We start from the raw sequence: 25,890 nt of genomic DNA, 5'->3' as shown, positions 1-25,890 counted from the left end.
GATACAAAATAAGCATAAACTTTTTAGCTTACTAGCATTATTTGCCTTTGCCCAGATAAAGGCACAAAATGTAACAGTATACGAATCTAAACCTCCTGTAGATTGGGTAAATCCATTAATAGGAACAGATTCTGATTACGGAGTTTCAAACGGAAATACTTATCCTGCCATTGCAATGCCGTGGGGAATGAATTTCTGGACACCACAAACTGCCGGAATGGGCGATGGATGGGCGTATACCTATAAATCAAGCAGAATAAAAGGTTTCAAACAAACGCACCAGCCTTCGCCGTGGATGAATGATTACGGTCAGTTTTCGATAATGCCAGTAACCGGAACCCTAAAATTTAAGGAAGAAGAAAGACAAAGCTGGTTTTCGCATAAAGCAGAAATCGTAACGCCTTATTATTACAGCGTTTATCTGGCAGATCATAATGTAACAACCGAAATCACGCCAACAGAAAGAGCAGCCAGATTTAGGTTTACATTTCCCGAAACAGATAAATCGTATGTTGTTGTTGATGCTTTTGATAAAGGATCGTATGTAAAAATAATTCCGTCAGAAAGAAAAATTATCGGTTTTACCACTAAAAATAGCGGTGGAGTTCCGTTAAATTTCAAAAACTACTTTGTCATTATTTTTGATAAAGATTTTGAAGTACATTCTACCTTTAACGGAGATATTTTAGGAAGCGCTTTAGAAATGCAGGCCGATCACGCCGGAGCCGTAATTGGTTTTAAAACAAAAGCCGGAGAAAAAGTAAACGCGCAGGTCGCTTCATCATTTATAAGTTATGAACAAGCAGAACGAAACCTGAAAGAAATTGGAAAAGACGATTTTGACGAGCTTAAAGAAAAAGGAAAACAAACCTGGAATAAAGAATTAAGCCGAATAAAAGTCGAAGGTGGAACACAAGACCAAATGGGAACTTTTTATTCCTGCTTGTACAGATCACTTTTGTTTCCGAGAAAGTTTTTCGAATTTGATAAAAACAAAAAACCAGTGCATTACAGCCCTTACAACGGAAAAGTTTTGCCCGGTTATATGTTTGTCGATACTGGTTTCTGGGATACTTTTAGAGCCTTATATCCTTTCTTAAATTTAATGTATCCGGAATTGAATGCCCAAATGCAGGAAGGACTTTCAAACGCATACAACGAAAGCGGATGGCTGCCAGAATGGTCAAGTCCCGGATTACGTGATATTATGGTGGGAAATAACTCCGCATCAATCGTATCCGAAGCTTATTTGAAAAGTGGAAAAGGAAATAAATACGACATCGAAAATTTATACAAAGCCGTAATTCATGGCGCTAATAATGCCGGGCCGCTAAAAGCAGTTGGGCGTGCAGGAGTAGATGCGTACAATACTTTAGGTTATGTACCGCAGGATGTTGTAAACGAAAGCGCTGCCAGAACATTAGAATATGCATACGATGATTTTGCGATTTACCAATTGGCGAAAGCCCTAAACAAACCGCAGTCAGAAATTGATTTATATAAAAAGAGAAGTTTAAATTATAAAAACCTTTTTGATACGAAATACAATTTAATGCACCCAAAAAACAGCGACGGAAAATTCATGGAACCTTTTGATCCTTTTCAATGGTTTAACGGATTTACCGAAGGAAACAGCTGGCATTATTCATGGTCTGTTTTTCACGACGTACAAGGTTTAATTAATTTAATGGGCGGAAATCAGGTATTTGTTTCACAATTAGACAAAGTATTTTCGTCGCCGCCTGTTTTTGCAACATCAAACTTCACTGGCGGAGTAATTCATGAAATGCGAGAAATGCAGATTGTAAATATGGGACAATATGCACATGGAAATCAGCCAATTCAACATATGATTTATCTTTACAATTATGCAGCAGAACCGTGGAAAGCACAATATTGGGTAAGAGAAACAATGAACAGAATGTACCATGCAGCGCCAGATGGGTATTGCGGAGACGAAGATAACGGACAAACTTCGGCTTGGTATGTATTTTCTGCATTAGGTTTTTATCCTGTTACTCCGGCTTCAGATCAATATGTTGTAGGAGCTCCATTGTTCAAAAAAGTAACAATCGAATTGGAGAACGGAAAGAAGGTAGAAATCAATGCACCGGAAAACAACGATCAAAACAGGTATATCAAGGAGATGAAATTCAATGGAAAATCATACACAAAAAACTGGTTGAGCCATTCTGAATTGATGAATGGAGCAACACTAGATTTTGATATGTCCACATCGCCAAATTTAAACAGAGGAACAAGTAAAGAAGACGTTCCCTACTCATTAACAAACGAATAATAAAAGGTCTAAGCCTTTATAATTTTAAAATATACAACAAATGCAAAGAAGAAAATTTATCCAAAACGCTGCATTATTTGGCAGTTTAGCCCTTATTGATCCAATGGAAATTATTGCAGGAACTAAAATGGTCAAAGATTTCCCTATTGTGAGGGTTGCAAAAGGAAAAAGGAATTTTGAAAGTGATTTTATAGAAAAAACAATCGCAGAATTTCAAAAGAATGTAAAAGACAAAGAACTGGGATGGTTATTTAATAACTGTTTTCCAAATACACTTGACACGACAGTAACCTTTTCGCAAAAAAACGGAAGACCAGATACCTATGTAATTACCGGAGATATCGATGCAATGTGGCTTAGAGACAGCTCTGCGCAAGTTTGGCCATATATGGCTTTTGCAGGAAAAGATATAAAACTAAAAAACCTGATTGCAGGTGTCATAAACAGACAAACAGAATATATCCTGAAAGATCCGTATGCAAACGCATTTTACAACGATCCAAACAAAAAAGGGGAGTGGACAACAGATCACACCGATATGAAACCGGGCGTTCACGAAAGAAAATACGAAATTGATTCACTTTGCTACCCAATTAGATTGGCTTATAATTATTGGAAAAATACCGGAGACACCTCTCCATTTGATGAAAATTGGGTAAAAGCCATTAAAACAACATTAAAAGTATTTAAAGAACAACAGCAAAAAAACGGTAAAAATCCATACACGTTTCAAAGAACAACACAATTTGCTACCGATACAAGACCTTTAAAAGGATACGGATATCCGGTGAAACCAGTTGGTTTAGTTTGTTCTGCCTTTAGACCAAGTGATGATGCAACTGTTTTTTCTTTCCTGATTCCTTCCAATTTCTTTATTGTAGCAAGTATGAAACAAGCTGCAGAAATGTTGGAATCCATTAAAAAAGATACCGCTTCTGCACAGGAATTAAGAGCCTTAGCACAAGAAGTAGACAAAGCTATTAAAGAATATGGAATAGTAAAACACCCAAAATACGGTGATATTTTTGCTTTTGAAGTAGACGGTTTTGGCGGTCATTTATTGATGGATGACTCCAATGTGCCAAGTTTATTAAGCCTTCCGTACTTAGATGCCATTGATGTGAATGATCCAATTTATCAAAACACCAGAAAATTTGTCCTTTCAGAAGATAATCCGTTTTTCTTTAAAGGAAAAGTAGCCGAAGGAATTGGAGGCCCACACGTAGGTATGGATATGATCTGGCCAATGTCATTGGTTATGAGAGCTTATACAACATCAGACCAAAATGAAATCAAAGAATGTATCAAAATGTTGAAAGCATCACATGGCGATACCGGATTTATGCACGAATCTTTTCATAAAGACGACGCTAAAAATTTCACCAGATCATGGTTTGCCTGGACAAATACCTTATTTGGTGAATTATTATGGGACACGTATCAAAAAAATCCAAAATTACTGGAGCTATAACTTATTTGTAAAACGTTTTAATTTTATATAAAATGATAAAATTCAACAAGAATATCGTTCTTGCAGCCCTTTCCATGTCATTTTTTGGCTATAATGCGGCGGCACAAAAACCGGGCGGCGGACTTGCAAAAGGAAAATATACAGCTTTGGTAAATCCGTTTATTGGTACTGCACCTTTATTAGATACCAAAATAATTGGGTATACACCTCCCGCAGACATGCGTGTATGGGCAGGATTAGTTTTCCCGGGTTCTTCTGTTCCCAATGCAATGGTTCAGTTAAGTCCAATGACAAAATACAGATCTGGTGCAGGATATGAATACGAAGACACCGAAATTTTAGGATTTACACATACCAATAAAGGACATTGGAATTTATGCCATATTCCGCTTTTACCTGTTTCAGAAGGAGCGTCATTTCCGTATAAATCATCGTTTAGTCACGATCAGGAAAAAGGAAGTCCGGCGTATTATGAAGTCTATTTAAAAGATTATAATGTACAGGTAAAATTAACTTCGACATTGCGTTGTGGTATTCACGAATACGCTTTTAAAAATAACAAAGGGCGAAAAGTACTTTTTGATTTAGGGAGAGCCAATAATCACGTAGACGACTGGCATATTAAGCAGGAAGGTTCAAATGCAGTAAGCGGTTTTCAAAGAACCGGAGGCGAAAAAATATATTTCTACGCCGCTTTAAGCAGTCCAATTGACAAAGTAGATATCAAAGATATCGCTAAAAGCAACGGTTATGCATTGGTAAATATTAAAGACGGAGATACAAAACCCGTAACGGTTAAAATCGCTTTATCATTTGTGAGTGTAGAAAATGCAAAAGAAAATTTAAAAGCCGAAGTAGGAGATAAAACCCTGACTAAAGTATTTGAAGAAGGAAGTATACAATGGGAAAACCTGCTTTCTAAAATTCAGGTAAAAGGCGGAACAGAACAGCAAAATGTAATGTTTTACAGTATGTTGTACAGGTCCTTTTTATGGCCTGCCTTACGCAGCGACGTAAACGGACAATTTACAGATGAAGCCGGAAAAGTAAGAAAAGAAAACTACCATTATTACACACTTCCTTCTTTATGGGATGATTACAGAAATAAACTCGTTTTATTAAGTATTTTTTCTCCGGAAGTTACCAGCGATGTAATCAGTTCAATTATCAACGAAGGAGAAATTAAAGGATTTATTCCAACATTCTTTCACGGAGATCACGCAGCATCCTTTATTGCAGGTTCATACATGAGAGGAATCAGAAATTACGATGTTAAAAAAGCATACGAATTATTGCTGAATAACGCTTATAAAGAAGGCGGAACAAGACCTCATATTGCAGAATATATTGCAAAAGGTTATGTGCCGGAACAAGATATTAAAGATCCAAAGATAGAAACCGTAGCAAATGCCGGCGTTACAAAAACGTTAGAATATGCTTATGACGATCACGCGCTTTCCTTATTAGCCAAAGAACTAAACGATACAGAACATTACAATGATTTGGTAAAACGTTCTAAAAATTATGCAAACGTTTTTGACAAGTCGACCACTTTTATGAGAGGAAAACTGGCAGATGGTTCTTGGGTTACGCCATTTAATCCGGAGTTTCCATATTATGAATACATGTACAGAGAAGCAAATGCATGGCAGGTTTCCTTTTTTACGCCACATGATATGCCGGGATTAGTAAAGCTTTACGGAGGCGCAAAACCTTTTGAAGCAAAACTCGACGAATTGTTTACAAAACCTTGGAATCCAAATTATATCGCTTGGAACATTTCTGGTTTTATTGGGCAGTATTGTCACGGAAATCAGCCGGACCACGAAGCTCCGTTTTCGTATTATTTTGTAAACAAGCCAGAAAAATCACAGCAAAGAATAGACGAAATATTAGAAACGATGTACGGAATTGGTCCTGAAAAACTAGCGATGAGCGGTATGGATGATGCGGGCGAAATGTCTTCGTGGTATGTGTTTGGAGCACTGGGACTTTACCCGTTATCTCCCGCCGATCCTGAATATATTGTAACCGTTCCTATTTTTAAAGAAGTTTCGTGGACAACGCCGGCAGGCAAAAAAGTAACCATTAAAAATCCGAATGGAAAAAGAAATCTGGAAACGATTAAAGTAAACAGTTCTAAAATCGACGGTTATTTTATCTCTCACGATTTGTTTAAAAATGGTGGTGAAATACAACTTATAACAAAATAACAGCATTTTATAAATAAGAGATAACGTCCCATTTTTGTGGGACGTTATTCATATAAAAACGTTTTTTATGAAAAATATAAAATTATTTACGTGCTTATTATTGCTTTTGGGAATTTCAAATGTGCATTCGCAGCAAACTAATTTTGAAGTTGCGTCGCCAAATGGCGAACTAAAAGTTTCGATTAATTTGAGTGATAAAATTTATTATTCAATTGCAGCAGGAAACGAAGTTTTAACCACAAAAAATCATTTGGCTTTAATCCTCAAAGATGAAACTTTAGGCATAAATCCAAAATTAAGCGGAAGCAAAACAGGAAAAATAAAAGAAGAAATTAAACCCGTAGTTCCGCTGAAATTTTCATCTGTTTCTAATAATTATAATTACTTATTGCTGAATTTTAAAGGAAACTATTCAGTAGAATTCAGGGCTTTTGATGAAGGAATTGCGTATCGGTTTATAACCGCAAAAAAAGGAGAAATTGAAGTAGTAAACGAGGATTTTGCAGTTAATTTCCCAGACGATTATGTACTGCATTTACAGCAGACAGGAAATTTTAAAACTTCTTATGAAGAAACCTATTCACAAACGACGGTCAAAGATTGGAAACCTTCAGATAAAATGTCAACGCTTCCAATTTTAGTTGATTCTAAAAAACAATACAAAATCCTAATAAGCGAATCTGACCTTTCTGATTACGCAGGAATGTTTTTAAAAGGAACAGGAAATGGTGTTGTATCGACTTTCCCAAAAACACCTTTAGAATTTGGCCCAGACGGTGACCGAAGCCTTAAAATCCTTAAAGAAGCCAATTATATTGCAAAAACTTCAGGAACAAGAAATTTTCCATGGCGTTATTTTGTCATTACAAAAAATGACAAACAGCTGATAGAAAATACTATGACCTTGAAATTAGCTCCAAAAAGCGAATTAAAAGATGTGTCATGGATAAAACCCGGACAAGCGAGCTGGGAATGGTGGAACGGCGCAACTCCGTATGGCCCGGACGTGAATTTTGTTTCAGGATATAATTTAGATACGTATAAATATTACATTGATTTTGCATCAAAATTTGGCATAAAATATATCATTATGGATGAAGGCTGGGCAAATAGCACAGAAGATCCCTATTCGCCAAATCCAAATGTAAATGTTCAGGAACTTATTCGCTACGGAAAAGAAAAGAAAGTAGGTATCGTATTATGGCTTACGTGGCTTACAGTTGAAAAAAACATGGAGCTTTTTAAAACTTTTAAAGAATGGGGAATTGCGGGCGTAAAAATTGATTTTATGGATCGAAGTGATCAGGTAATGGTAAATTATTATGAAAAAGTAGTAAAAGAAGCCGCTAAATATCAAATATTTGTAGACTTTCACGGCGCGTTTAAACCATCTGGTTTAGAATACAAATACCCAAATTTAATTTCCTACGAAGGCGTAAGAGGAATGGAACAAATGGACGGCTGTAAACCAGACAACAGTTTGTATTTTCCTTTTATGCGAAATGCTGTCGGTCCAATGGATTATACGCCGGGTGCAATGATCAGCATGCAGCCGGAAGTATACCGATCTGAAAGACCAAATTCTGCTAGTATTGGAACAAGAGCGTATCAGCTGGCTTTATTTGTAGTGTTTGAAAGTGGTTTGCAAATGCTGGCAGATAATCCAACTCTTTATTATCGCGAAAAAGAATGTACCGATTTTATCACTTCTGTCCCAACAACCTGGGATGAAACCAAAGCATTAGAAGCTAATGCCGGACAGTACGCCATTGTAGCCAAAAGAAAAGGAACAAAATGGTTCATTGGCGGAATCACAAACAGCCCCGAAAAAGAGCGTTCTTTTGAAATAAAATTAGATTTTCTAACGTCAAAAAAATACAAAATAACCTCATTTGAAGATGGAATTAATGCCGGATATCAAGCAATGGATTACAGGAAAAAAAGTACCGAAGTCAGCAAAAATGATATCCTGAAAATCAAAATGGTTAGAAATGGAGGCTGGGCTGCAGTTTTAGAAGAAATTTAAAAACTAAAAATGATACTGAATCAAAAAAATAACAAAACAATATATCTGTTTTTCCTTTTTCTGTTAATGAGTTTTGCAGGCCATTCACAAATGCCTGTAAATCTCAAGTGTGAACATTTGGTAAATCCATTAGGAATTGATGTTCAGGAACCAAGACTTTCCTGGCAATTAAGCGGTAACAAGAATAATGTACATCAAACCGCATATCAAATAGAAATCGCAACAGATTCAATCGCTTTAAGCAAAGGAAAAGCAACAGTTTGGAATACCGGAAAAGTAATTTCATCAGATATTTTAATTTCTTATAAAGGAGAATCTCTAAAATCTTTTACAACCTATTTCTGGAGAGTAAAAGTTTGGGATCAGAATGACAAAACGCAAATTTCAAAAATTCAACGTTTTGAAACCGCCATGATGCAATCCAGCGATTGGAAAGGAAGCTGGATTTCAGATTTACATGATATAAATTACAAGCCCGCGCCATATTTCAGAAAAGAAATTTCTACAGCAAAAATTATAAAAACAGCTCGTGTTTATGTTACAGCCGGAGGATTATATGAATTTTATGTAAACGGAAAAAAAGTGGGAAACCGAATGCTCGACCCAATGTTTACAAAATTTGACAGCCGAAATTTATATGCCACTTTAGACATTACATCACATTTACAAAAAGGAAAAAACGCTTTTGGAATTTTGTTAGGAAATGGCTGGTACAACCATCAATCGACCGCTGTTTGGCATTTTGACAAAACAATTTGGAGAAATCGTCCACGTTGTTTGGTAAACATCAGAATTACCTATTCTGATAACACAACCGAAACAATTGTAACCGATGAAACATGGAAAACAATAGACAGCCCCGTAATTTTTAACAGCATTTACACAGGCGAACATTATGATGCCAATAAAGAAATCAGCAATTGGAACAAACCTGATTTTGACGATAGCAATTGGAATAAAGCAATAGTTGTAAAAGCACCATCATCAAACTTGGTATCGCAGCAATTGCATCCTATTCGGGTTACCGCTCAGTTAAAACCAACAAAAATTAATCGGGTAAATGATACTTTAACAGTATTTTCATTTCCGAGAAATATTGCAGGAACCGTTCGTTTTTCGATAAAAAATGCAGCTTCTGGAACTATTTTCAGGATAAAACATGCTGAACGTTTGTATCAAAACGGAATGGTTGATCTTTCTAATATCGACTTGCATTATCGACCTACAGACAATTCAGATCCTTTTCAAACTGATATTTTTATTACAAAAGGAAATTCTAATGAAAGCTTTTCTCCAAAATTTAATTACAAAGGATTTCAATTTGTAGAAGTAACATCAAGTAAACCTTTTAAATTAAATGACGATTGTCTTTTGGCTCTGGAAATGCACAGTGACGTTCCTTCTGTCGGAAAAATAGAAACTTCAAATGAAGTGTTTAATAAAATTTGGGAAGCCACAAACAGCAGTTATCTGGCCAATTTATTTGGTTATCCAACCGATTGTCCGCAGCGCGAAAAAAACGGATGGACAGGAGATGCACAAACCAATGTAGAAACCGGATTATATAATTTTGACGGTATTACGATTTACGAAAAATGGCTCGCTGATCATCAGGACGAGCAGCAGCCTGATGGCGGAATTTCTAATATTGTTCCAAATCCGGGAGCATTTGGATATGAATTTGCAACAGGTCCGGACTGGACGAGTTCGATTGCGATTATTCCGTGGAAAATATATGAGTTTTACGGAGATTCCAGTTTGCTGAATAAGATGTATCCCAACATCAAAAAATATGTAGATTTAATTGATAAAAAATATCCAACAGGTATTACAGATTGGGGATTAGGCGATTGGGTTCCTGTTAAAAGTCAAAGTTCTAAACCGCTGACTTCGACAATGTATTATTATGCAGATGCTTTGATTTTAGCCAAAACGGCTAAACTCTTAGGGAAAGCAAGCGATGCTGAACATTATTTTAAATTAGCAGAAAAAATTAAAACGGCATTCAATCAGGAGTTTTTTAATCCATCAACAAACTTGTATGCCAGCGGAACACAAACTGAATTATCCGGGCCGCTTTATTGGGGATTAGTTCCTGATGAATTGAAACAAAAAGTAGTCGATAATTTGTATAAAAAAGTACAGGAAACAAACTTTCATCTGGATGTTGGTTTATTAGGAACGAAGTCTTTACTAAATGCATTAAGCGAAAACGGTTATGCCGATGCTGCATATAAAATTGCTTCGCAGGAAGATTTTCCTTCGTGGGGTTATTGGATAAAAAACGGAGCTACAACTTTGTATGAAAACTGGCCGCTGCATGTTGAAAAAAACGACGCATCTTTAAATCATATTATGTTTGGAGAAATAGGAGCGTGGATGTACAAAGGATTGGGCGGAATTTTTCCAGATGAAAATACACCGGGTTTTAAGCACATTCTATTAAAGCCAAATTTCGTCAGCGGACTTGATTTTTTTGAATCAGAACATATATCTCCTTACGGCAAAATTGTATCAAACTGGAAAAGAGAAAATAAAAATATCCTTTATAAAGTAATTGTTCCGCCAAACTCCAATGCGAGTTTTTATTTAGATAAGAACAGCATTTTTACTTGTAATTCAAAAGATATTAATGTTACAAATGAAGGATTATATAAAGTGATTCAGCTTAAATCTGGTTCTTATTCTTTTAAAATTACCGAAGAATAAAACTTTAGATTCTATTAAAATAAAAAAAGCATTAGTAACGATTTACTAATGCTTTTTTTATTTCTGGTTAACGGATTAAATTCTTATTTCGAATTCAAATCAATTTCATAATTAAAAGAAGTTGCTTTTGCATACACCAAATATTGTTCTAAAGGTTTTGGCCCGCATCCCCACGAACCAACGCCTAAGGTTTTATGCGAAATACACAAAACAGTTCCCTTGCTTTTAGGTAAATCTATTTTGTATTCAACATTTTCCATTTCTTCATCGCTGTAAGGCAGCGCAGCAACCTGCAGTAAATCATCGCCTTGTTTGATCGTTAAACCTAAACCGTTTTGAGATTTTACATTTGCCCAGCGTACATCTTCATGATTTCCGGCTTCCATAGGTTTTTCATAAGGCGTTAATTGTTCGTTTACAGAACTGGAATAATGACCAACATCAAAACCGCTTTTTCGATCAGGATAATTTTCCATTGGTCCGCGTCCTAAATAATCAAATTGGTTTAAATCTTTATCTAAAAATAAACGAACACCAATTCGGCCTAAAATCAAATTGGGATCATTAAAACTCACATCATTCGTGATTTTAATAGAACCGTTTCTACTAATGGTATAAAAAACGTTGTGTATTACTTTAAAGTTTTCTTTGCCCGTTCCGGTTAAAGTTGCTTTAATTTCAAAACTGCCGCTCGATATTTTTTGCGTTTTTATATTACTTGCTGTCCACTTAATGTTTTGTAAACCATATTTGTCCCAATTTTCATAAGCCCACATATCATCTTTTCTGTGCGGTGCGCGCCATAAATGCAAAAGCGGCCCTCCGTTTTCCTGTAAAATATTTTTACCGTTTTTTTCAATTTTAGAAAACGTTCCTTTGTTTTTATCAAACTCAATTTTGAAATTAGTACCAATAAGCTGAATAAAGTTTTTACTGTTTTTTACAGATAAATCTGCTTCTGCAATATGTTCTGAAATTACAGGAATAGTTATAGGAAGTTCAAATTGCTGCGAAGCTACTTCGTAACCTTTATTTGCCCACAATTCATCTTCAGCAAGAGCAAATGAAATACGCAGGAAATATTCGGCGCCCGGTTTTCGGGAAATATTTAAAGGAATCTGAATATCTTTTTGTTCTCCCGGATTAACAGAACCTGCAACAATATCACCTGTGGCTATCGATGTTCCGTTTTCTGTCAATTCCCATTTGGCAGTAAGACTGTTTAAGTTTTTGGTTTCATAACGGTTTTTAATCGTAAAAAGACCATTTTTACTGTCTTTATCTGCAATTGAAATCCATTGATAAGCATGTTTTAATTCCGGATAATGTGGTTTTAAAGAGCGGTCAGAAAACACAACACCTTTATGAATAAAATACTGATCGTTTGGATATTCGCCAAAACCACCACCAAAAGCCGTTATAGGATGTTTAGGATCACGATTATTATAAATTCCCTGATCTTGCCATTCCCAGATCGCACCGCCAAGCAAAGCCGGATATTTATCAAATAAATCATTGTAGATATCTACAGATCCCATCGAATTAAACATCGCATGCGCATATTCACATAAATAAAATGGTTTGGTTAAAGAGGCATCGTTAGCATGTTTTTCTAAATTAAAAACATCTGTATACATTTGGCTGTCAATATCCGCCGGATTATTCAAAGCAATACCAAAACCTTCATAATGAGTTGGTCTGGTTGGATCAATTTCCTTAATTGTTTTTAAAGCCGTTCTAAAATTTACGCCGCCCGTTCCGTTTTCATTCCCCAAAGACCAAATTAATACCGAAGGATGATTTTTAAAATTTTCCGTGTTCGCCACATTTCGATCAGCAATTGCAGCTTTCATTCGCGGTTCATCATTGAATTCATTCATTGCGCCGTGACATTCAACATTGGCTTCGGCAACTAAATAAAGACCATATTGATCGCATAATTCATACCATCGCGGATCATTAGAATAATGGCTCGTTCTCACATGGTTACAGTTGGCCTGTTTGATTAAAAGAATATCTTTTATCATTTGTTCTTCTGTAACGGAGTGACCGTCGTCCGGCCAGTTTTCATGGCGATTAACACCTTTTAGTTTTATAGCAGTGCCATTTACAGTAAACAATCTGCCTTTAATTTCAATTTTTCTAAAACCTGTTTTTGATGATAAGGTTTCGATTGTATTTTTTCCTTCTTTTAAATTGATAACGGTTGTGTAAAGAGAAGGCGTTTCGGCAGTCCATTTTTTAGGATTGCTGACATGAAAAGCTATATCAACCGTAATTTCCTGACCCGGTTTCAAAGCAGGAATATTTTTCTTTCCAACAGCTTTATTCACCGGGTTTTCTCCATCATAAAGAACAGCTTCAATTAAGCGGGGTTTTGTAGCTGTATTTCCGTAGTTTTTAATTTTAGAAGTAACAATAATTTCGGCATCTTTATAATTTTTATCCAGATTTGTTTTGATGAAATAATCTCTAATATGCTGCTGCGGTGTACTCCAAAGCGTTACATTTCTAAAAATTCCGCTCAATCGCCACATATCCTGATCTTCTAAATAACTTCCGGTTGTAAAACGATATACTTCAACAGCAAGCGTGTTTTTTCCGGCAACAAGATATTTAGTCAAATCAAACTCTGCGGCATTTCGGCTGTTTACGCCATAACCTACTTTTTTACCATTTACCCAAATAAAGAAACCGGCATCAACACCATCAAAAGTGATTAAAATGCGTCTTCCTTTCCAGTTTTCGGGAACGGTAAAATCACGGCGGTAACTTCCTACAGGATTTCTTTCGTGAAACGCCGTAAATTTTTCGGGCGGCGTACTCATTACTTTTGGAAAGTCTTTCTGGAAAATATAATTGTAATTGCTGTAATAAGGCGTTCCGTAACCTTCAATCTGCCAGTTAGAAGGGACTTTTATTTCCTTCCATTTTGATACATCATAATCTGTTTTGTAAAAGTTTACCGGACGTTTTTGCGGCCAGTCGACCCAGTTGAATTTCCACATTCCTTTTAAACTTTTACTATAAGTAGAAGCGTATCGGTTAGCGGTAAGTGCTTCTTTAAGTGAAGCATAAGGCATTAAGGTTGCATGAGCAGCTTCTTTATTTATGCCAATGTTTTCCGGATCTTCAATCTCTTTTGGAACTTTGGCAGTATCCTGAGCCGTAAGGTTTTGTTCTAATTTTTGAAAGGCAAAAATTGAATTTTGGTTCAGGATCAGAATTAAAAATAATAAAATTTTGGAAGCTTGATTTTTTAATAATGGTGGCATCATAAATTTAAAATTTCGGTCATTAGTTATCATTATGCTGTTTATTAATTTAAAGAAATGGTTTCTTTTAATCGAATGTCTTTTGATGAAGCACCAATTAAAATTTCAAACTCTCCTGCATCATAACCAAAATCTTTTAGCGCTGTTTTGTAATAGGAAAAAGCACTTTCGTCCAGCGTTATTTTGAATTCTTTGGTTTCGCCTTTTTTCAGAAACATTTTGCTAAATCCTTTTAATTCTTTCACGGGTCTTTCGACTGGAGAAACGATATCGCGAACATATAATTGTGCCGCTTCTGCGCCATCTGTATTTCCTGTATTTTTTACCTTAAAAGTAACATTAGCAGTTGTTTTACCATTCTTTTGCTGTATGGAAACTTTAAGGTCGCTGTATTGAAAACTCGTGTAAGATAATCCAAAACCAAAAGCAAACTGCGGTTCAATATTATTTTTATCATAATGCCTGTAACCTACAAACAAACCTTCTTTGTATTGTACTCTTTTATCATTATCGGTATCATAATAATTGTTGTAAGTGGCATTGTCTTTCCAGTTTTTTTCGAAACTTACCGGAAGTTTTCCACTCGGATTTACTTTTCCCAGTAGAATATCTGCCAATGCGGTACCGCCTTCCTGTCCGGCATAAAAAGTATGAACAAGGCCTTTAATGTTTGGAAGCCAGTTTTGCATATACACATTTCCTCCGGCATTTAAAACCACAATAGTATTGGGATTTGCTTTTGTAACCACTTTTATCAATTCTTCCTGAGCTTCCGGAAGTTCAAAAGGTCTTTCATCTCCTTCATGTTCAATCTGCTGATTAAAACCTACGCAAAGAATAGCAATATCGGCTTCGGAAGCTAGTTTTATAGCTTCGTTGAAATTTTCTTCTTTTGGTTCAAACCAGGCAAATGTTATGGAAGCGTCTCCGCTATTTTCATAATATTCAAGTCTTACTTTGTATTCTTTATCAGCATTTAAAGTAAGTTCAGCATTTTTTTCAATAGGGCCGTGATCGCTCCAGTAATCCAGCACAATTTTGTCGTTGATAAACAGTCTGTAGCCATCATCGCCTCGAACAGCAAATTTATAAACAGCAGTTTTTGTTGGTTTGATAACACCCGTCCATCTTACAGAAAAATTATCCTGACCCATTCCGATAACATTTGGAGTCTGAACCCACGAGAAATCGACAATTTTATCATTTCTAACTTCCAACGGAATTCCCGATAACTCTTTGTTGTTGAAATATTCTGCTTTCAAACCAACAGTTTGAGAACCCGGTTCTAAATAAAAAACAGATTGTTCAGACAAGGCATTCAAACTCGGAATTCCCATTGCATACGTTACAGTGCTGTTTTTTGCAGCAGTTTTAAATCCGTCATAATACGTACTAAAATGAAAAGGTTCTGTTTGAGAACTTCCGCCGCCTGCATTAAATGAATTGGCATTTGGCCCGATAAAAGCAATTTTTTTAGTTTTTTCGGGATTTATAGGAAGAATGTTATTCTCATTTTTTAGAAGAACAATTCCTTCCTGAGCTATTTTTAAGACAGCTTTGGCACTTTTAGGATCATCTTTCGGAATACTTTCATCGGTTTGTTTTCGGTCAAAAAAACCATAGCTAAAACAAACTCTTAAAATTCGTGAAACCTTATCATTTAAAGTTGTTTCCTGAAGTTCACCACTTTTTAAAGCAGGCAGAAGTAATGTTGGAAGCATATGTTCATCGCCCGGCATTTCGAGGTCTGTTCCGTTTTTAAATGCTGCAATTCCGTTATGAACGCCGCCCCAGTCAGACATTAAAATGCCTTCGAATTTCCAGTCTTTTTTTAGAATATCTAAATTCAAATGGGCATTTTGCGAAGTGTGTTCGCCGTTTAACAAGTTATAACTGTTCATAACCGCGCCGACTTTTGCTTTTTGAACCGCGGCTTTAAAAGCAGGCAGATAAATTTCCTGAAGGGTTCGTTCATCAATATCCGAAGAAACAAAATTTCGATCGTATTCCTGATTGTTAGCGGCAAAATGTTTTACAGTTGCCACCACGCGCTGACTTTGAACTCCTTTTATATAATTAACGGCTAACGCTGCTGACAGAAACGGATCTTCTCCCAAATATTCAAAGTTACGTCCCGTCATAGGCGCGCGTGCAATATTTACGCCCGGCCCTAAAAGAAAATTGATGCCTCTGGAACGTGAATCCCTTCCTAATGCAACGCCCAGATCGTAAACTAAACTGGTATTCCATGTGGCGGCATTCATTACGCTGGCAGGGTAGGCGGTGCTTTTTCCGTACGACTTGGTTCCTACAGGCCCGTCACTCATTTTAAATTGTGAAATTCCTAACCGTTTGATTTCTTTGGTATACATCCAGTTGGTACCGTTTATGTAATTTACTTTTTCCTCCAGCGTCATGCGTCCCAGTAAATCTTTGACCCGTTCTTCAACAGGCGCTTTGGGGTCTTTGTAGACTTGTGCATTCAAGGCAAATGTTGTGGTTAACAAGCCTAGGATAATTGTTTTTTTCATGTGGTTTATTTTGCGGTAGTAGTTTTTAAGTTTTGTTGAATAGCAATTTTTTGTTTTTGAAAAATTAAACATTTAATAATTCAATAAAAATACTAAAACGTTTTAGTATTTGAAAATATTTTTTTTACATTTGATAAAAAATTATGTGATTTTTTTTAGTTACTATAGTTTTTTGTGAGTTTTTATATGGATGATACTAACAAATACTTATTATGAATAAAATACTATTATGGTCTGTTACGGCCGCATTGGCCGGGTTTTTATTTGGTTTTGATACCGTTGTAATTTCTGGTGCAGATACGAAACTGCAGGAATTATGGCATACATCAGATGTTTTTCATGGTTCTGTTGTTATGGCAATGGCACTTTGGGGAACGGTTGTGGGTGCAATATTTGGCGGAATTCCAACGAACAAATTAGGACGTAAAAAAACACTGATCTGGATTGGTATTTTATTTTTGGTTTCGGCGATAGGTTCTTCATTGGCAAATGATCCGTGGACTTTTGCTTTCTTTAGATTTTTAGGCGGATTAGGAATTGGCGCATCAACTATTGCGGCTCCGGCTTATGTTTCTGAAATTGCTCCGGCAAAAGACAGAGGAAGGTTAGTTTCGCTGTATCAGTTTAATATTGTTTTGGGAATTTTAATGGCGTTTTTATCTAATTATTTATTGCGTGATGCGGGCGAAAATGCCTGGAGATGGATGATTGGAATAATGGCTTTTCCGGCATTTTTTTATACGATTGTAGTATTTACAATTCCCGAAAGTCCACGTTGGCTTTTATCAAAATCAAAAATAACCGAGGCAAAAGCAGTTTTAGAAAAAATAGATCCTACAGCCAAAATTGAAGATTTACTGCACGAAATGCATTTGGGAAACGACAGTGACGATAAAAAAGGCGAAACCATATTTCTAAAGAAATACCGATTTCCGCTGTTATTAGCGTTTCTGATTGCTGTATTCAATCAATTTTCTGGGATTAATGCCTTTTTGTATTATGCTCCAAGAATTTTTGCAGAAGCAGGATTGGGCGAAAGTGCCGCTTTAATGAGCAGCGTAGGCATCGGAATAACCAATTTAATATTTACACTTTTCGGTGTTTTTTTAATTGATGTTTTAGGAAGAAAAATATTGATGTACATAGGATCAATAGGCTATATAATTTCCTTAGGATTGGTTGCAGCGGCATTTTTCTTTAAGTGGGAAGGTCTGCAGGTTCCAATTTTTCTGTTTCTGTTTATAGCTTCACACGCAATAGGACAAGGCGCGGTGATTTGGGTTTTTATTTCAGAAATTTTTCCAAATCATTTAAGAGCCAGCGGTCAGGCATTTGGATCTTCTACACACTGGGTTTTGGCTGCCATTATTCCATCCATGATTCCGTTTTTATTCTCTACAATTGGAGCAGCCGCCGTGTTTTTGATTTTCGCCATTATGATGGTATTTCAGTTGTTTTTTGTCATTTTCATGATGCCGGAAACCAAAGGAAAAACGCTGGAAGAACTTCAGGAAACAATTCTAAAATAAAGGGTTAATTGTGAATGGTTAATTGTTAATTATGAGAAACCATTAATCATTCACAATTAACCATTAATAATTATTTTTCATTGGCGTTAATAAACTCCGATGGCGACATCGAGAAGCTTTTTTGGAAATTTCTGCTGAAGCTGGACTGTGAATTATAGCCTACAATTTCGGCGATTTCATATACTTTGTATTTGCCGGAAAGCAGTAATTCGGCGGCTTTTTTCAAACGGGCGTTATTAATCAGTTCGTTCGGACTTAGGTTGGAAATATCTTTAATTTTTCGGTATAAAGTCGAACGGCTCATGTGCAGAATATCGGCTAGAGATTCAACGCTTAAGTTGGTATCTGCCATATTTTGATCGATAATATCGTCCAGCTTTTTAATGAATTCCTCGTCGATAGTATTATGGGCAATAGATTTTAAATGTGACAACGGAGAACTGGCATAATACTCCATAACGTGGCGTCTGTTAGATAATAAATTATCAATTTGTGCCAGAATAAAATCCATTGAAAATGGTTTCGGAATATAAGCATCCGCTCCGGATTCCAGACCTTTAATACGGGTTTGTATAGCACTTAAGGCAGTCAGTAAAATAACCGGAATATGACTGGTTTCAATATTAGATTTAATACGGCTGCACAATTCAATTCCGTCCATTATAGGCATTGTAATATCACTGATTACAATATGAATCGATTGATTGTGAATAATCTTTAAAGCTTCTTCACCGTTTGCAGCTTTATAAATTTTATATTCTTTGCCCAATTCTTTACTCATAAAATTGAGCAGTTCCAGATTATCTTCCACAATCAGGATTTGGGTTTTTACATTTTTTGCCGTAATCTCATTTTCAAATTCTTCATCATTATCTTTTATCGTATCAGCCGAATCTTTATACAAATGAAATTCACTTTGCTGACGCAGCGGCAGTCGTAAAACAAACGTATTCATGGAATCGTCTACAAACTGCAGTTTTAAAGTTCCGTTATGCAGTTCTGTTAAAGAGTGAGCTAGAGATAATCCAATTCCGGTTCCGGTTTGTGTTTCAGAACCTAAAATTCTAAAGAAAGGTTCGAAAATTTTACTTTTAAGACTTTTCGGAATTAAATTACCATCATTCTTAACGATAAATTCCAGTGAATCCTCATCTCTGAACAAAGTAATAATCACTTCTTTTTTAGCATACTTAATGGCATTGCTAATTAAATTGGTCAGGATTTTTCGAATCGCTTCTTCATCAACAAAAGCGTAGATGTTTTTTTCTCCCAGTTCTAATTCTAAATGAATATTTCTTTCTTCAATTAAAGGTGTAAACTGCGAATGTAATTGTTTGACTAATAATGAAATATTTGTTTCCACAAAAGTCAATCCCAAACCTTCCATTTCGGTCTTTCTAAAGTCCAGAAGTTCATTCACCAAATTCAATAAACGAGAAGTATTTTTCTCCATTATGGATAAATTCGGGATAATTTCCGGAGACTCGTAAGTTCTTTTTAATAAACTTTCTAACGGACTTTTAATCAGTGTTAAAGGCGTTCGTATCTCATGTGCTACATTCGTAAAGAATTCAATTTTAGCGTGATAAATTTCTTTCTCTTTCTCGTTATTCAGGTTGGCAATTTTCTGGTTATTTTCCTTGATATTCATATGATGATATCTACGTAAAAGCCAGTAAAGACATCCCGAAATAATTAAAAAATACAAGAAAAAAGCATAACCGCTTGCCCAAAAAGGCGGTAAAATGGTAATCTCTACGACAGCTTCTTTACTCCAGATTCCGCCCGCGCTTAACGATTTTACCCTGAATTTATAACTGCCGGAAGGAAGTTCTGTAAAAAACACTTTATTGTTTTTATTCAGATAAACCCAGTCATCGCTGATTCCGTCCAGTTTATACCAATATTGCGTAAGTTCGGGAGCTGTATAACTCAGCGAAGCAAAATCGATATTAAAATTGGACTGATCACTTTTTAAAGTAATTTTCTTGATATACGAAACAGATTCATCAAGCGGAGAATCTTTATCATTTACAATAACATCCTGATTATTAATTTGAAGTCCGGTAATAAAAATAGGAGGATTGTATTTGTAAGTGCTGAAATTTTTAGGATTAAAACTAATCATCCCGTTCAGATTCCCAAAATACATATCGCCATTTGAATCCCTAAAAGCAGAACTGTAATTAAACTGATCGCTCAGTAAACCGTTTGCCGTCGTAAAAATTTTAACCGCTTTTGTTTTATAAATAAATTTGACTAAACCTTTTGAAGTTGTAATGCATAAATTCTGATTTTCATCTTGTAAAATAGAATATATTACATTGCTCGAAAAACCATCTTTAGTCGTGAATTTTTTGAATACTTTCGTTTTAAAATCAAATAAATTCAAACCATTTTCGGTTGCAATCCAAAGGTTATTTTGTTTATCCTGAAAAATCGAAGTAATAAAGTCATTGCTGATACTTTTATCCTCTTTAAAATCGTGTCTGTAAACCACCTTTTCTTTCGTTTTTGGATTATAATAAAACAATCCGTCGCGATAAGATCCTGCCCATAAATTCCCGTCTTTGTCATTGAACATACAGGTAAAATGTGTGCTTTCTGAAAAATAATCACAGATTTTAAAGCTGTCATTTTTCTCATCATACAAATAAATTCCAACAGACGTTACTACGTATAATTTCTTATCGGGAGTTTCATAAAACGTAACTATAAAATCACTTTTAAAACTGCTTGTCGTATGGTCATAATGTTTGATAACCCTTCCGGTTGCAGCATCCATAACGTCCAGTCCGTGCTCAAAAGTTCCAATCCAGATTTTATTTCCTCTGGGTAAAACGCCGTGTATATTGTAAAACGAAAGTCCCGATTTTGTTCCGTCGGGTTTAAAATTTACAAATTTCTTGGTCTGTAAATTAAACTTGTTGATTCCGGCATCTTCAGTACCAATCCAGAGATTGCCCTGATCGTCTTTGTGAATTTCCCGAACGGCACTTCCAACAATTGCATTTTCACTTTTTCGAGGGAAATATTTCTTAAACTGATCGTATTGTTTTTGATGATAATTGACGCCGCCAAAATAAGTCCCAATCCAGACACCGTTTTCTTTATCAATCGTAATGCAATACGCCGCATTGTCTGAAATCGCATAAGGATCACTCGGACTTTTGCGTAGATTTCGGGTTGTTTTATCTTTTAAATTATAAATATAAACGCCAGATTCGCTGGCAATCCACAATTCATTTTTATTTCTTTTAAACTGACGAACAAAAACCGGTTTTTCGACATCATTAATAAAAGGTGCAGTTTTTCCCGTTGCCACATCATATTTGTAAATACCGTGATCACGCGTTCCTATTAAAATCGAATTGGCATCTAAAGCATAAATTACAGAGATTGAAAAAGTACTGTTGGGCATTTGCACCTTAATCTTGTCAAAACTCTGAGTAGCTTCAGAATAGCGGTATAAATCATCGTAAGAAGAAACCCAGATCACACCATTTTTATCGCAGGTTATAGAAGTGGCATAAAAGGAATTTCTGCCGTCGAACATTCGGGTTTCTTTGGTATCAACATTATATTTAATCAATGTTCCAATAGAAATAAACCACAAATTATTTTTTAAATCATTATCAATATCATTAATACGGTTATTGATCGCTTCGTTTATAAAAGTAAATTTCTCCAGTTTTTTATCATAAGAATACAATCCTTTATCAGTTCCTACCCAGATATAATTTTTGAATTCATGCAGCGACTGAATGTAATTTATTCCTAAGGAAGTTTTAGGATCGGCGCCGCTTCGGAATGTTTTAAAATGATAACCATCAAAACGGTTCAAACCATCTTTGGTACCAAACCATAAAAATCCGTCTTTGTCCTGAATAGAAGCCAAAACGGTATTGTTAGACATTCCGTTTTCGACCTTATAATGTTTAAAATAATATTCCTGACTAAAAATGGTAGTAGACAAAAAGAAAAAGTAAGTTAATGTCCCAAGTTTTAAAAAGCGCTGCATGTAAATGTCTTTATTAATTTTTTATAAAAATAGTTTCCCCTTTTGTGTCACAAGCATTCATTTTGATTTTTATCTCGCTTTTGCCTTGTTTTAAAAGGACATTTGAACCATTTGAACACAATTGTGAAACAAAATGAGATAAAAATAAAGTGAGCTGTGTGCTACTTTGGTCAAAAATTAAATTGATATTTTTTTAATATATAAATTATGGAATTGTTGAAAAATAAGCAAAATATTTTGAAAGGACTCAAAATAAACAGCAATAGAGCGATTGCAATATTACTTATATTTTTAATAAAACAAATGAAATTCTTAAAAGTTATTTTTTAAAATCATATCGAATAATCTAACCTAAAAACCAAAAACAAAAACGACCAGCAATGGATCAAAAAACACCAAAAGTTATTTATGAAAAGAAAAAAATCCATATTAAAACAAACTCTGTTGTTAATGCTGTTTGGTATCGCCGGCCATATTGCATCGGCGCAGCAAACCTTTTCAAATCCAATTTTAGATTACGGGCCAGACCCTTACAGCACTTATCAGGATGGCTATTATTACTACACACATACCATGCAGGATCGTTTGGTGCTTTTAAAATCTAAAAATCTGGCAGATTTAAAAAATGCCGAAAAGAAAACCATTTGGATTGCGCCTAAAAACACCGATTATTCTGCCGAAATCTGGGCACCGGAATTTCATTTTATCAACAACAAATGGTATGTGTATTTTGCTGCAGACAACGGTTCTAACAATACACACCGGATGTATGTTTTAGAAAATGATTCAAAAAATCCGATGGAAGGAGAATGGGTTTTTAAAGGAAAAGTTGCCGCAGCAACAGATAAATGGGCTATTGACGGAAATGTGTTCACCTACAAAAAACAATTGTACATGATTTGGTCAGGATGGGAAGGAGACGCCAACGGACAGCAGAATATTTACATCGCTAAAATGAAATCTCCAACGCAAATTGACGGGGACAGAGTGCGAATTTCAAGCCCTTCGAATCCGTGGGAATTATTTGGTGCATTGCATGACGATGTAAATCCGCCGCAGGTAAATGTAAACGAAGGCCCTCAATTTTTGTCTCATAAAAATAAAGTGTTTATTGTTTTCTCTGCAAGCGGCTGCTGGACAGACAATTATAGTTTAGGACTTTTAACCTTTACAGGAAAAGATAATTTACTGGATGCTTCGGCATGGGTAAAATCGGATAAGCCAATTCTAGGTCAATCCGATAAAAATAAAGTATATGCGCCGGGACATAATTCGTTTTTTAAATCGCCAAATGGCAAAGAAGACTGGATTTTATACCATGCCAACTCTAATCCGGGAGAAGGCTGCGGTGAAAAAAGATCGCCAAGAATGCAGCCCATTAAATGGGATAAAAGCGGAAATCCTGTAATTGGAGATCCAATGTCGGAAGAAGCTGTATTGGCTATTCCTGCTATGTAAGAGTACTATTTTTAAAACAAAATAAAACTGTCTTTTGGCTTGTCATTTTATTGACGGGACAAAAGGCAGTTCATAGCTTATAACTGAAAAACACAAAATTTGTCAATATTTTTATAAATATACTAAAACGTTTTAGTATATTCGCATATGTTGATTCATAACCGTTTATAATATTTAACTTTCTAACATGAATTTAAAACCTATCTTATTTTCCTTTTTAATTGCAGCAGGAATAACCACAACAACTGCTCAGGAAATTTCAGTATTAAAATCTTCATTAGTCGGGAACAGAATTGCAGAATTTATTCCTAAAGGATTTGATAAAAACAAAACGCCATCGTTAATTCTTGCTTCTGAACCAAAAGCAAAAGGAAAACTGCCATCAGACTGGTCGCTGGTTCCTGAATTTACTTTCAAAAATGAAAAAGCAAGTGCCGTTCTTAATCTTAAAGGCGATATAAGCCTTTACGGCGGAGGCGAAGTTACCGGTCCGTTATTGCGTAACGGACAATCGATAAAATTATGGAATACTGATACCGGAGCTTACAGCGTTGAAGGCGGAAAAAGATTGTATCAAACACATCCGTGGGTTATGGGAGTTCGTGCAGATGGTTCTGCTTTCGGAATTATCTTTGACAGTACCTGGAAAGCGGAATTAATTACCAATTCAAATCAGATTATCTATAATTCTGAAGGTGCTTTGTTTAGAGTTTATATCATTGATAGAAAATCACCTCAGGAAGTTATAAAAGGGCTTTCTGAATTAACGGGAACTATAAAATTACCGCCTCGCTGGGCGTTGGGATATCATCAATGTCGATTTTCTTATGACAGCGAAAAACGTGTTATGGAAATCGCGGATACTTTTAGAGAAAAGAAAATTCCGTGCGACGTAATCTGGATGGATATTGATTATATGCAGGGTTACAGAGTTTTTACTTTTGACAGCATTAGATTTCGTAATCCGAAAGTGTTGAACGACAATTTGCATAAAAAAGGATTTCGTGCTGTTTATATGATTGATCCGGGAGTGAAAGTAGACAAAGATTATGCTGTTTACAATACCGGAACTCAAAATGATGTCTGGGTGAAGCAAAACAACGGAGAAGAATATCACGGTAAAGTATGGCCGGGAGATTGTGCTTTTCCTGATTTTACAAGTCCGAAAACAAGAAATTGGTGGGGTGGACTTTACAAAGATTTCTTAGCGACAGGAATTGACGGTGTTTGGAATGATATGAACGAACCTGCCGTAAATGATAATGATTTTCCGGAAGACAAACGTTTGGGAACAATGCCCTACGACACACCGCATAAAGGAGGCGGAAATTTACCGAAAGGTTCGCATTTGCTTTATCACAATGCTTACGGGCGATTAATGGTAGAAGCATCTTATAACGGAATTTTAAAAACAAATCCAGAGAAACGTCCTTTTCTGCTTACAAGATCTAATTTATTGGGAGGGCAGCGTTATGCTGCAACCTGGACAGGAGATAACTTTGCGGGCTGGGATCATTTAAAATTATCGGTTCCAATGTCCCTTACTTTGGGCTTATCAGGACAGCCGTTTAACGGACCGGATATTGGAGGTTTTCTTGGAAATACAGATGGCGATTTATGGGCGAACTGGCTTGGTTTTGGTGCTTTTATGCCTTTTGCACGCGGACATGCCTGCGCAGGAACAAACAATAAAGAACCTTGGGCTTATGGCATAGAAATCGAAAAAACATCTCGTATTGCTTTAGAAAGACGTTATCGTTTATTACCGTATTTATACACGCTTTTTTATGAATCTTCACAAACGGGATTACCTGTAATGGCTCCGGTATTTTTTGCAGATTCTCAGGATTCACGTTTGAGAGCCGAAGAACAGGCTTTTTTACTTGGAGAAAATCTTTTGGTTGTTCCGGCTTTCGCCAAAGACCCGATACTTCCTTCAGGAATTTGGGAAGAATTAAGTCTGGTTGATGGAGACAAACAGGATAAATATCAGGCTAAATTGAGTATAAAAGGCGGAAGTATTATTCCGGCCGGAAAAATTATTCAAAACGTAGGAGAAAATTCATTCGATCCATTGAGTCTTTTTGTATGTCTTGACAAAGACGGAAAAGCAAATGGAGATTTGTATCTGGATGAAGGAGATGGTTTTGGGTTTCAAAAACAAGATTACGCTTTAGTAACTTTTAGTGCTCAAAGAAAGGACAATTCTGTTGTGGTTAAGGTTTCTGACCAAATTGGGAAAAGAAATAGCAGCAAGGATGTAAAAGATATCATTGTAAATGTGCTGCTTGACGGTAAAACGTATACAGGAAAAGGAACTCTTAAAGATGGAATTACAATTACTTTAAAGTAAATTTC

At 35.8% G+C, this 25,890-nt stretch carries 11 protein-coding genes; 8 read left to right on the top strand and 3 right to left on the bottom strand.

All coding sequences use genetic code 11. From position 1 onward, the window contains the following. Position 1 precedes the first annotated feature (1 nt). From J2Y38_RS10965 to J2Y38_RS10945, 5 genes are all read left to right on the top strand, one after another. Positions 2 to 2,299, top strand: a complete 2,298-nt coding sequence (locus J2Y38_RS10965) for a GH92 family glycosyl hydrolase (protein ID WP_409025142.1) — start codon at positions 2 to 4, stop codon at positions 2,297 to 2,299. A 40-nt stretch (positions 2,300 to 2,339) separates the two neighbouring features. Next, positions 2,340 to 3,770, top strand: coding sequence for a glycoside hydrolase family 125 protein (locus tag J2Y38_RS10960; protein WP_309842283.1), 1,431 nt, complete (start codon positions 2,340 to 2,342; stop codon positions 3,768 to 3,770). Positions 3,771 to 3,802: 32 nt separating this feature from the next. Continuing rightward, positions 3,803 to 5,983, top strand: a complete 2,181-nt coding sequence (locus tag J2Y38_RS10955; protein WP_309842280.1) for a GH92 family glycosyl hydrolase — start codon at positions 3,803 to 3,805, stop codon at positions 5,981 to 5,983. Positions 5,984 to 6,050: 67 nt separating this feature from the next. Beyond that, complete coding sequence (locus J2Y38_RS10950; RefSeq protein ID WP_309842278.1) at positions 6,051 to 8,009, top strand: glycoside hydrolase family 97 protein; 1,959 nt, start codon at positions 6,051 to 6,053, stop codon at positions 8,007 to 8,009. Positions 8,010 to 8,018: 9 nt separating this feature from the next. Further along, a complete protein-coding gene (locus J2Y38_RS10945) occupies positions 8,019 to 10,718 on the top strand; it encodes a family 78 glycoside hydrolase catalytic domain (RefSeq protein WP_309842276.1) in 2,700 nt (899 codons plus the stop codon). An 83-nt stretch (positions 10,719 to 10,801) separates the two neighbouring features. Here J2Y38_RS10945 and J2Y38_RS10940 read toward each other — a convergent pair whose 3' ends face one another. Together J2Y38_RS10940 and J2Y38_RS10935 are read right to left on the bottom strand one after the other, a co-directional pair. Next, on the bottom strand, positions 10,802 to 13,996 hold the full coding sequence (locus J2Y38_RS10940; RefSeq protein WP_309842275.1) for a glycoside hydrolase family 2 TIM barrel-domain containing protein: 3,195 nt from the start codon (positions 13,994 to 13,996) through the stop codon (positions 10,802 to 10,804). 41 nt (positions 13,997 to 14,037) lie between these two features. Next, positions 14,038 to 16,524: a glycoside hydrolase family 3 C-terminal domain-containing protein gene (locus J2Y38_RS10935; RefSeq protein WP_309842272.1), complete on the bottom strand. Its 2,487-nt coding sequence runs from the start codon at positions 16,522 to 16,524 to the stop codon at positions 14,038 to 14,040. A 212-nt stretch (positions 16,525 to 16,736) separates the two neighbouring features. Here J2Y38_RS10935 and J2Y38_RS10930 point away from each other — a divergent pair, with 212 nt between their 5' ends. Then, positions 16,737 to 18,053, top strand: a complete 1,317-nt coding sequence (locus J2Y38_RS10930) for a sugar porter family MFS transporter (protein WP_309842271.1) — start codon at positions 16,737 to 16,739, stop codon at positions 18,051 to 18,053. A gap of 70 nt (positions 18,054 to 18,123) precedes the next feature. Here the strand turns inward: J2Y38_RS10930 and J2Y38_RS10925 are convergent, their stop codons facing one another. Beyond that, positions 18,124 to 22,074 (bottom strand): two-component regulator propeller domain-containing protein, encoded by a 3,951-nt coding sequence (locus J2Y38_RS10925; protein WP_309842269.1) that lies wholly within the window; start codon positions 22,072 to 22,074, stop codon positions 18,124 to 18,126. A 408-nt stretch (positions 22,075 to 22,482) separates the two neighbouring features. On the opposite strand from J2Y38_RS10925, the gene J2Y38_RS10920 reads away from it, so the two are divergent. After that, positions 22,483 to 23,532 carry a glycoside hydrolase family 43 protein gene (locus J2Y38_RS10920; protein WP_309842268.1) on the top strand — a complete coding sequence of 350 codons (1,050 nt, stop codon included), beginning with the start codon at positions 22,483 to 22,485 and terminating at the stop codon, positions 23,530 to 23,532. A gap of 187 nt (positions 23,533 to 23,719) precedes the next feature. Further along, positions 23,720 to 25,885: a TIM-barrel domain-containing protein gene (locus J2Y38_RS10915; RefSeq protein ID WP_309842266.1), complete on the top strand. Its 2,166-nt coding sequence runs from the start codon at positions 23,720 to 23,722 to the stop codon at positions 25,883 to 25,885. Positions 25,886 to 25,890: the final 5 nt, after the last annotated feature.

Source organism: Flavobacterium sp. 2755 (genome assembly GCF_031455715.1).
Lineage (GTDB): Bacteria > Bacteroidota > Bacteroidia > Flavobacteriales > Flavobacteriaceae > Flavobacterium.
This window is presented reverse-complemented; position numbering and strand designations above follow the sequence as displayed.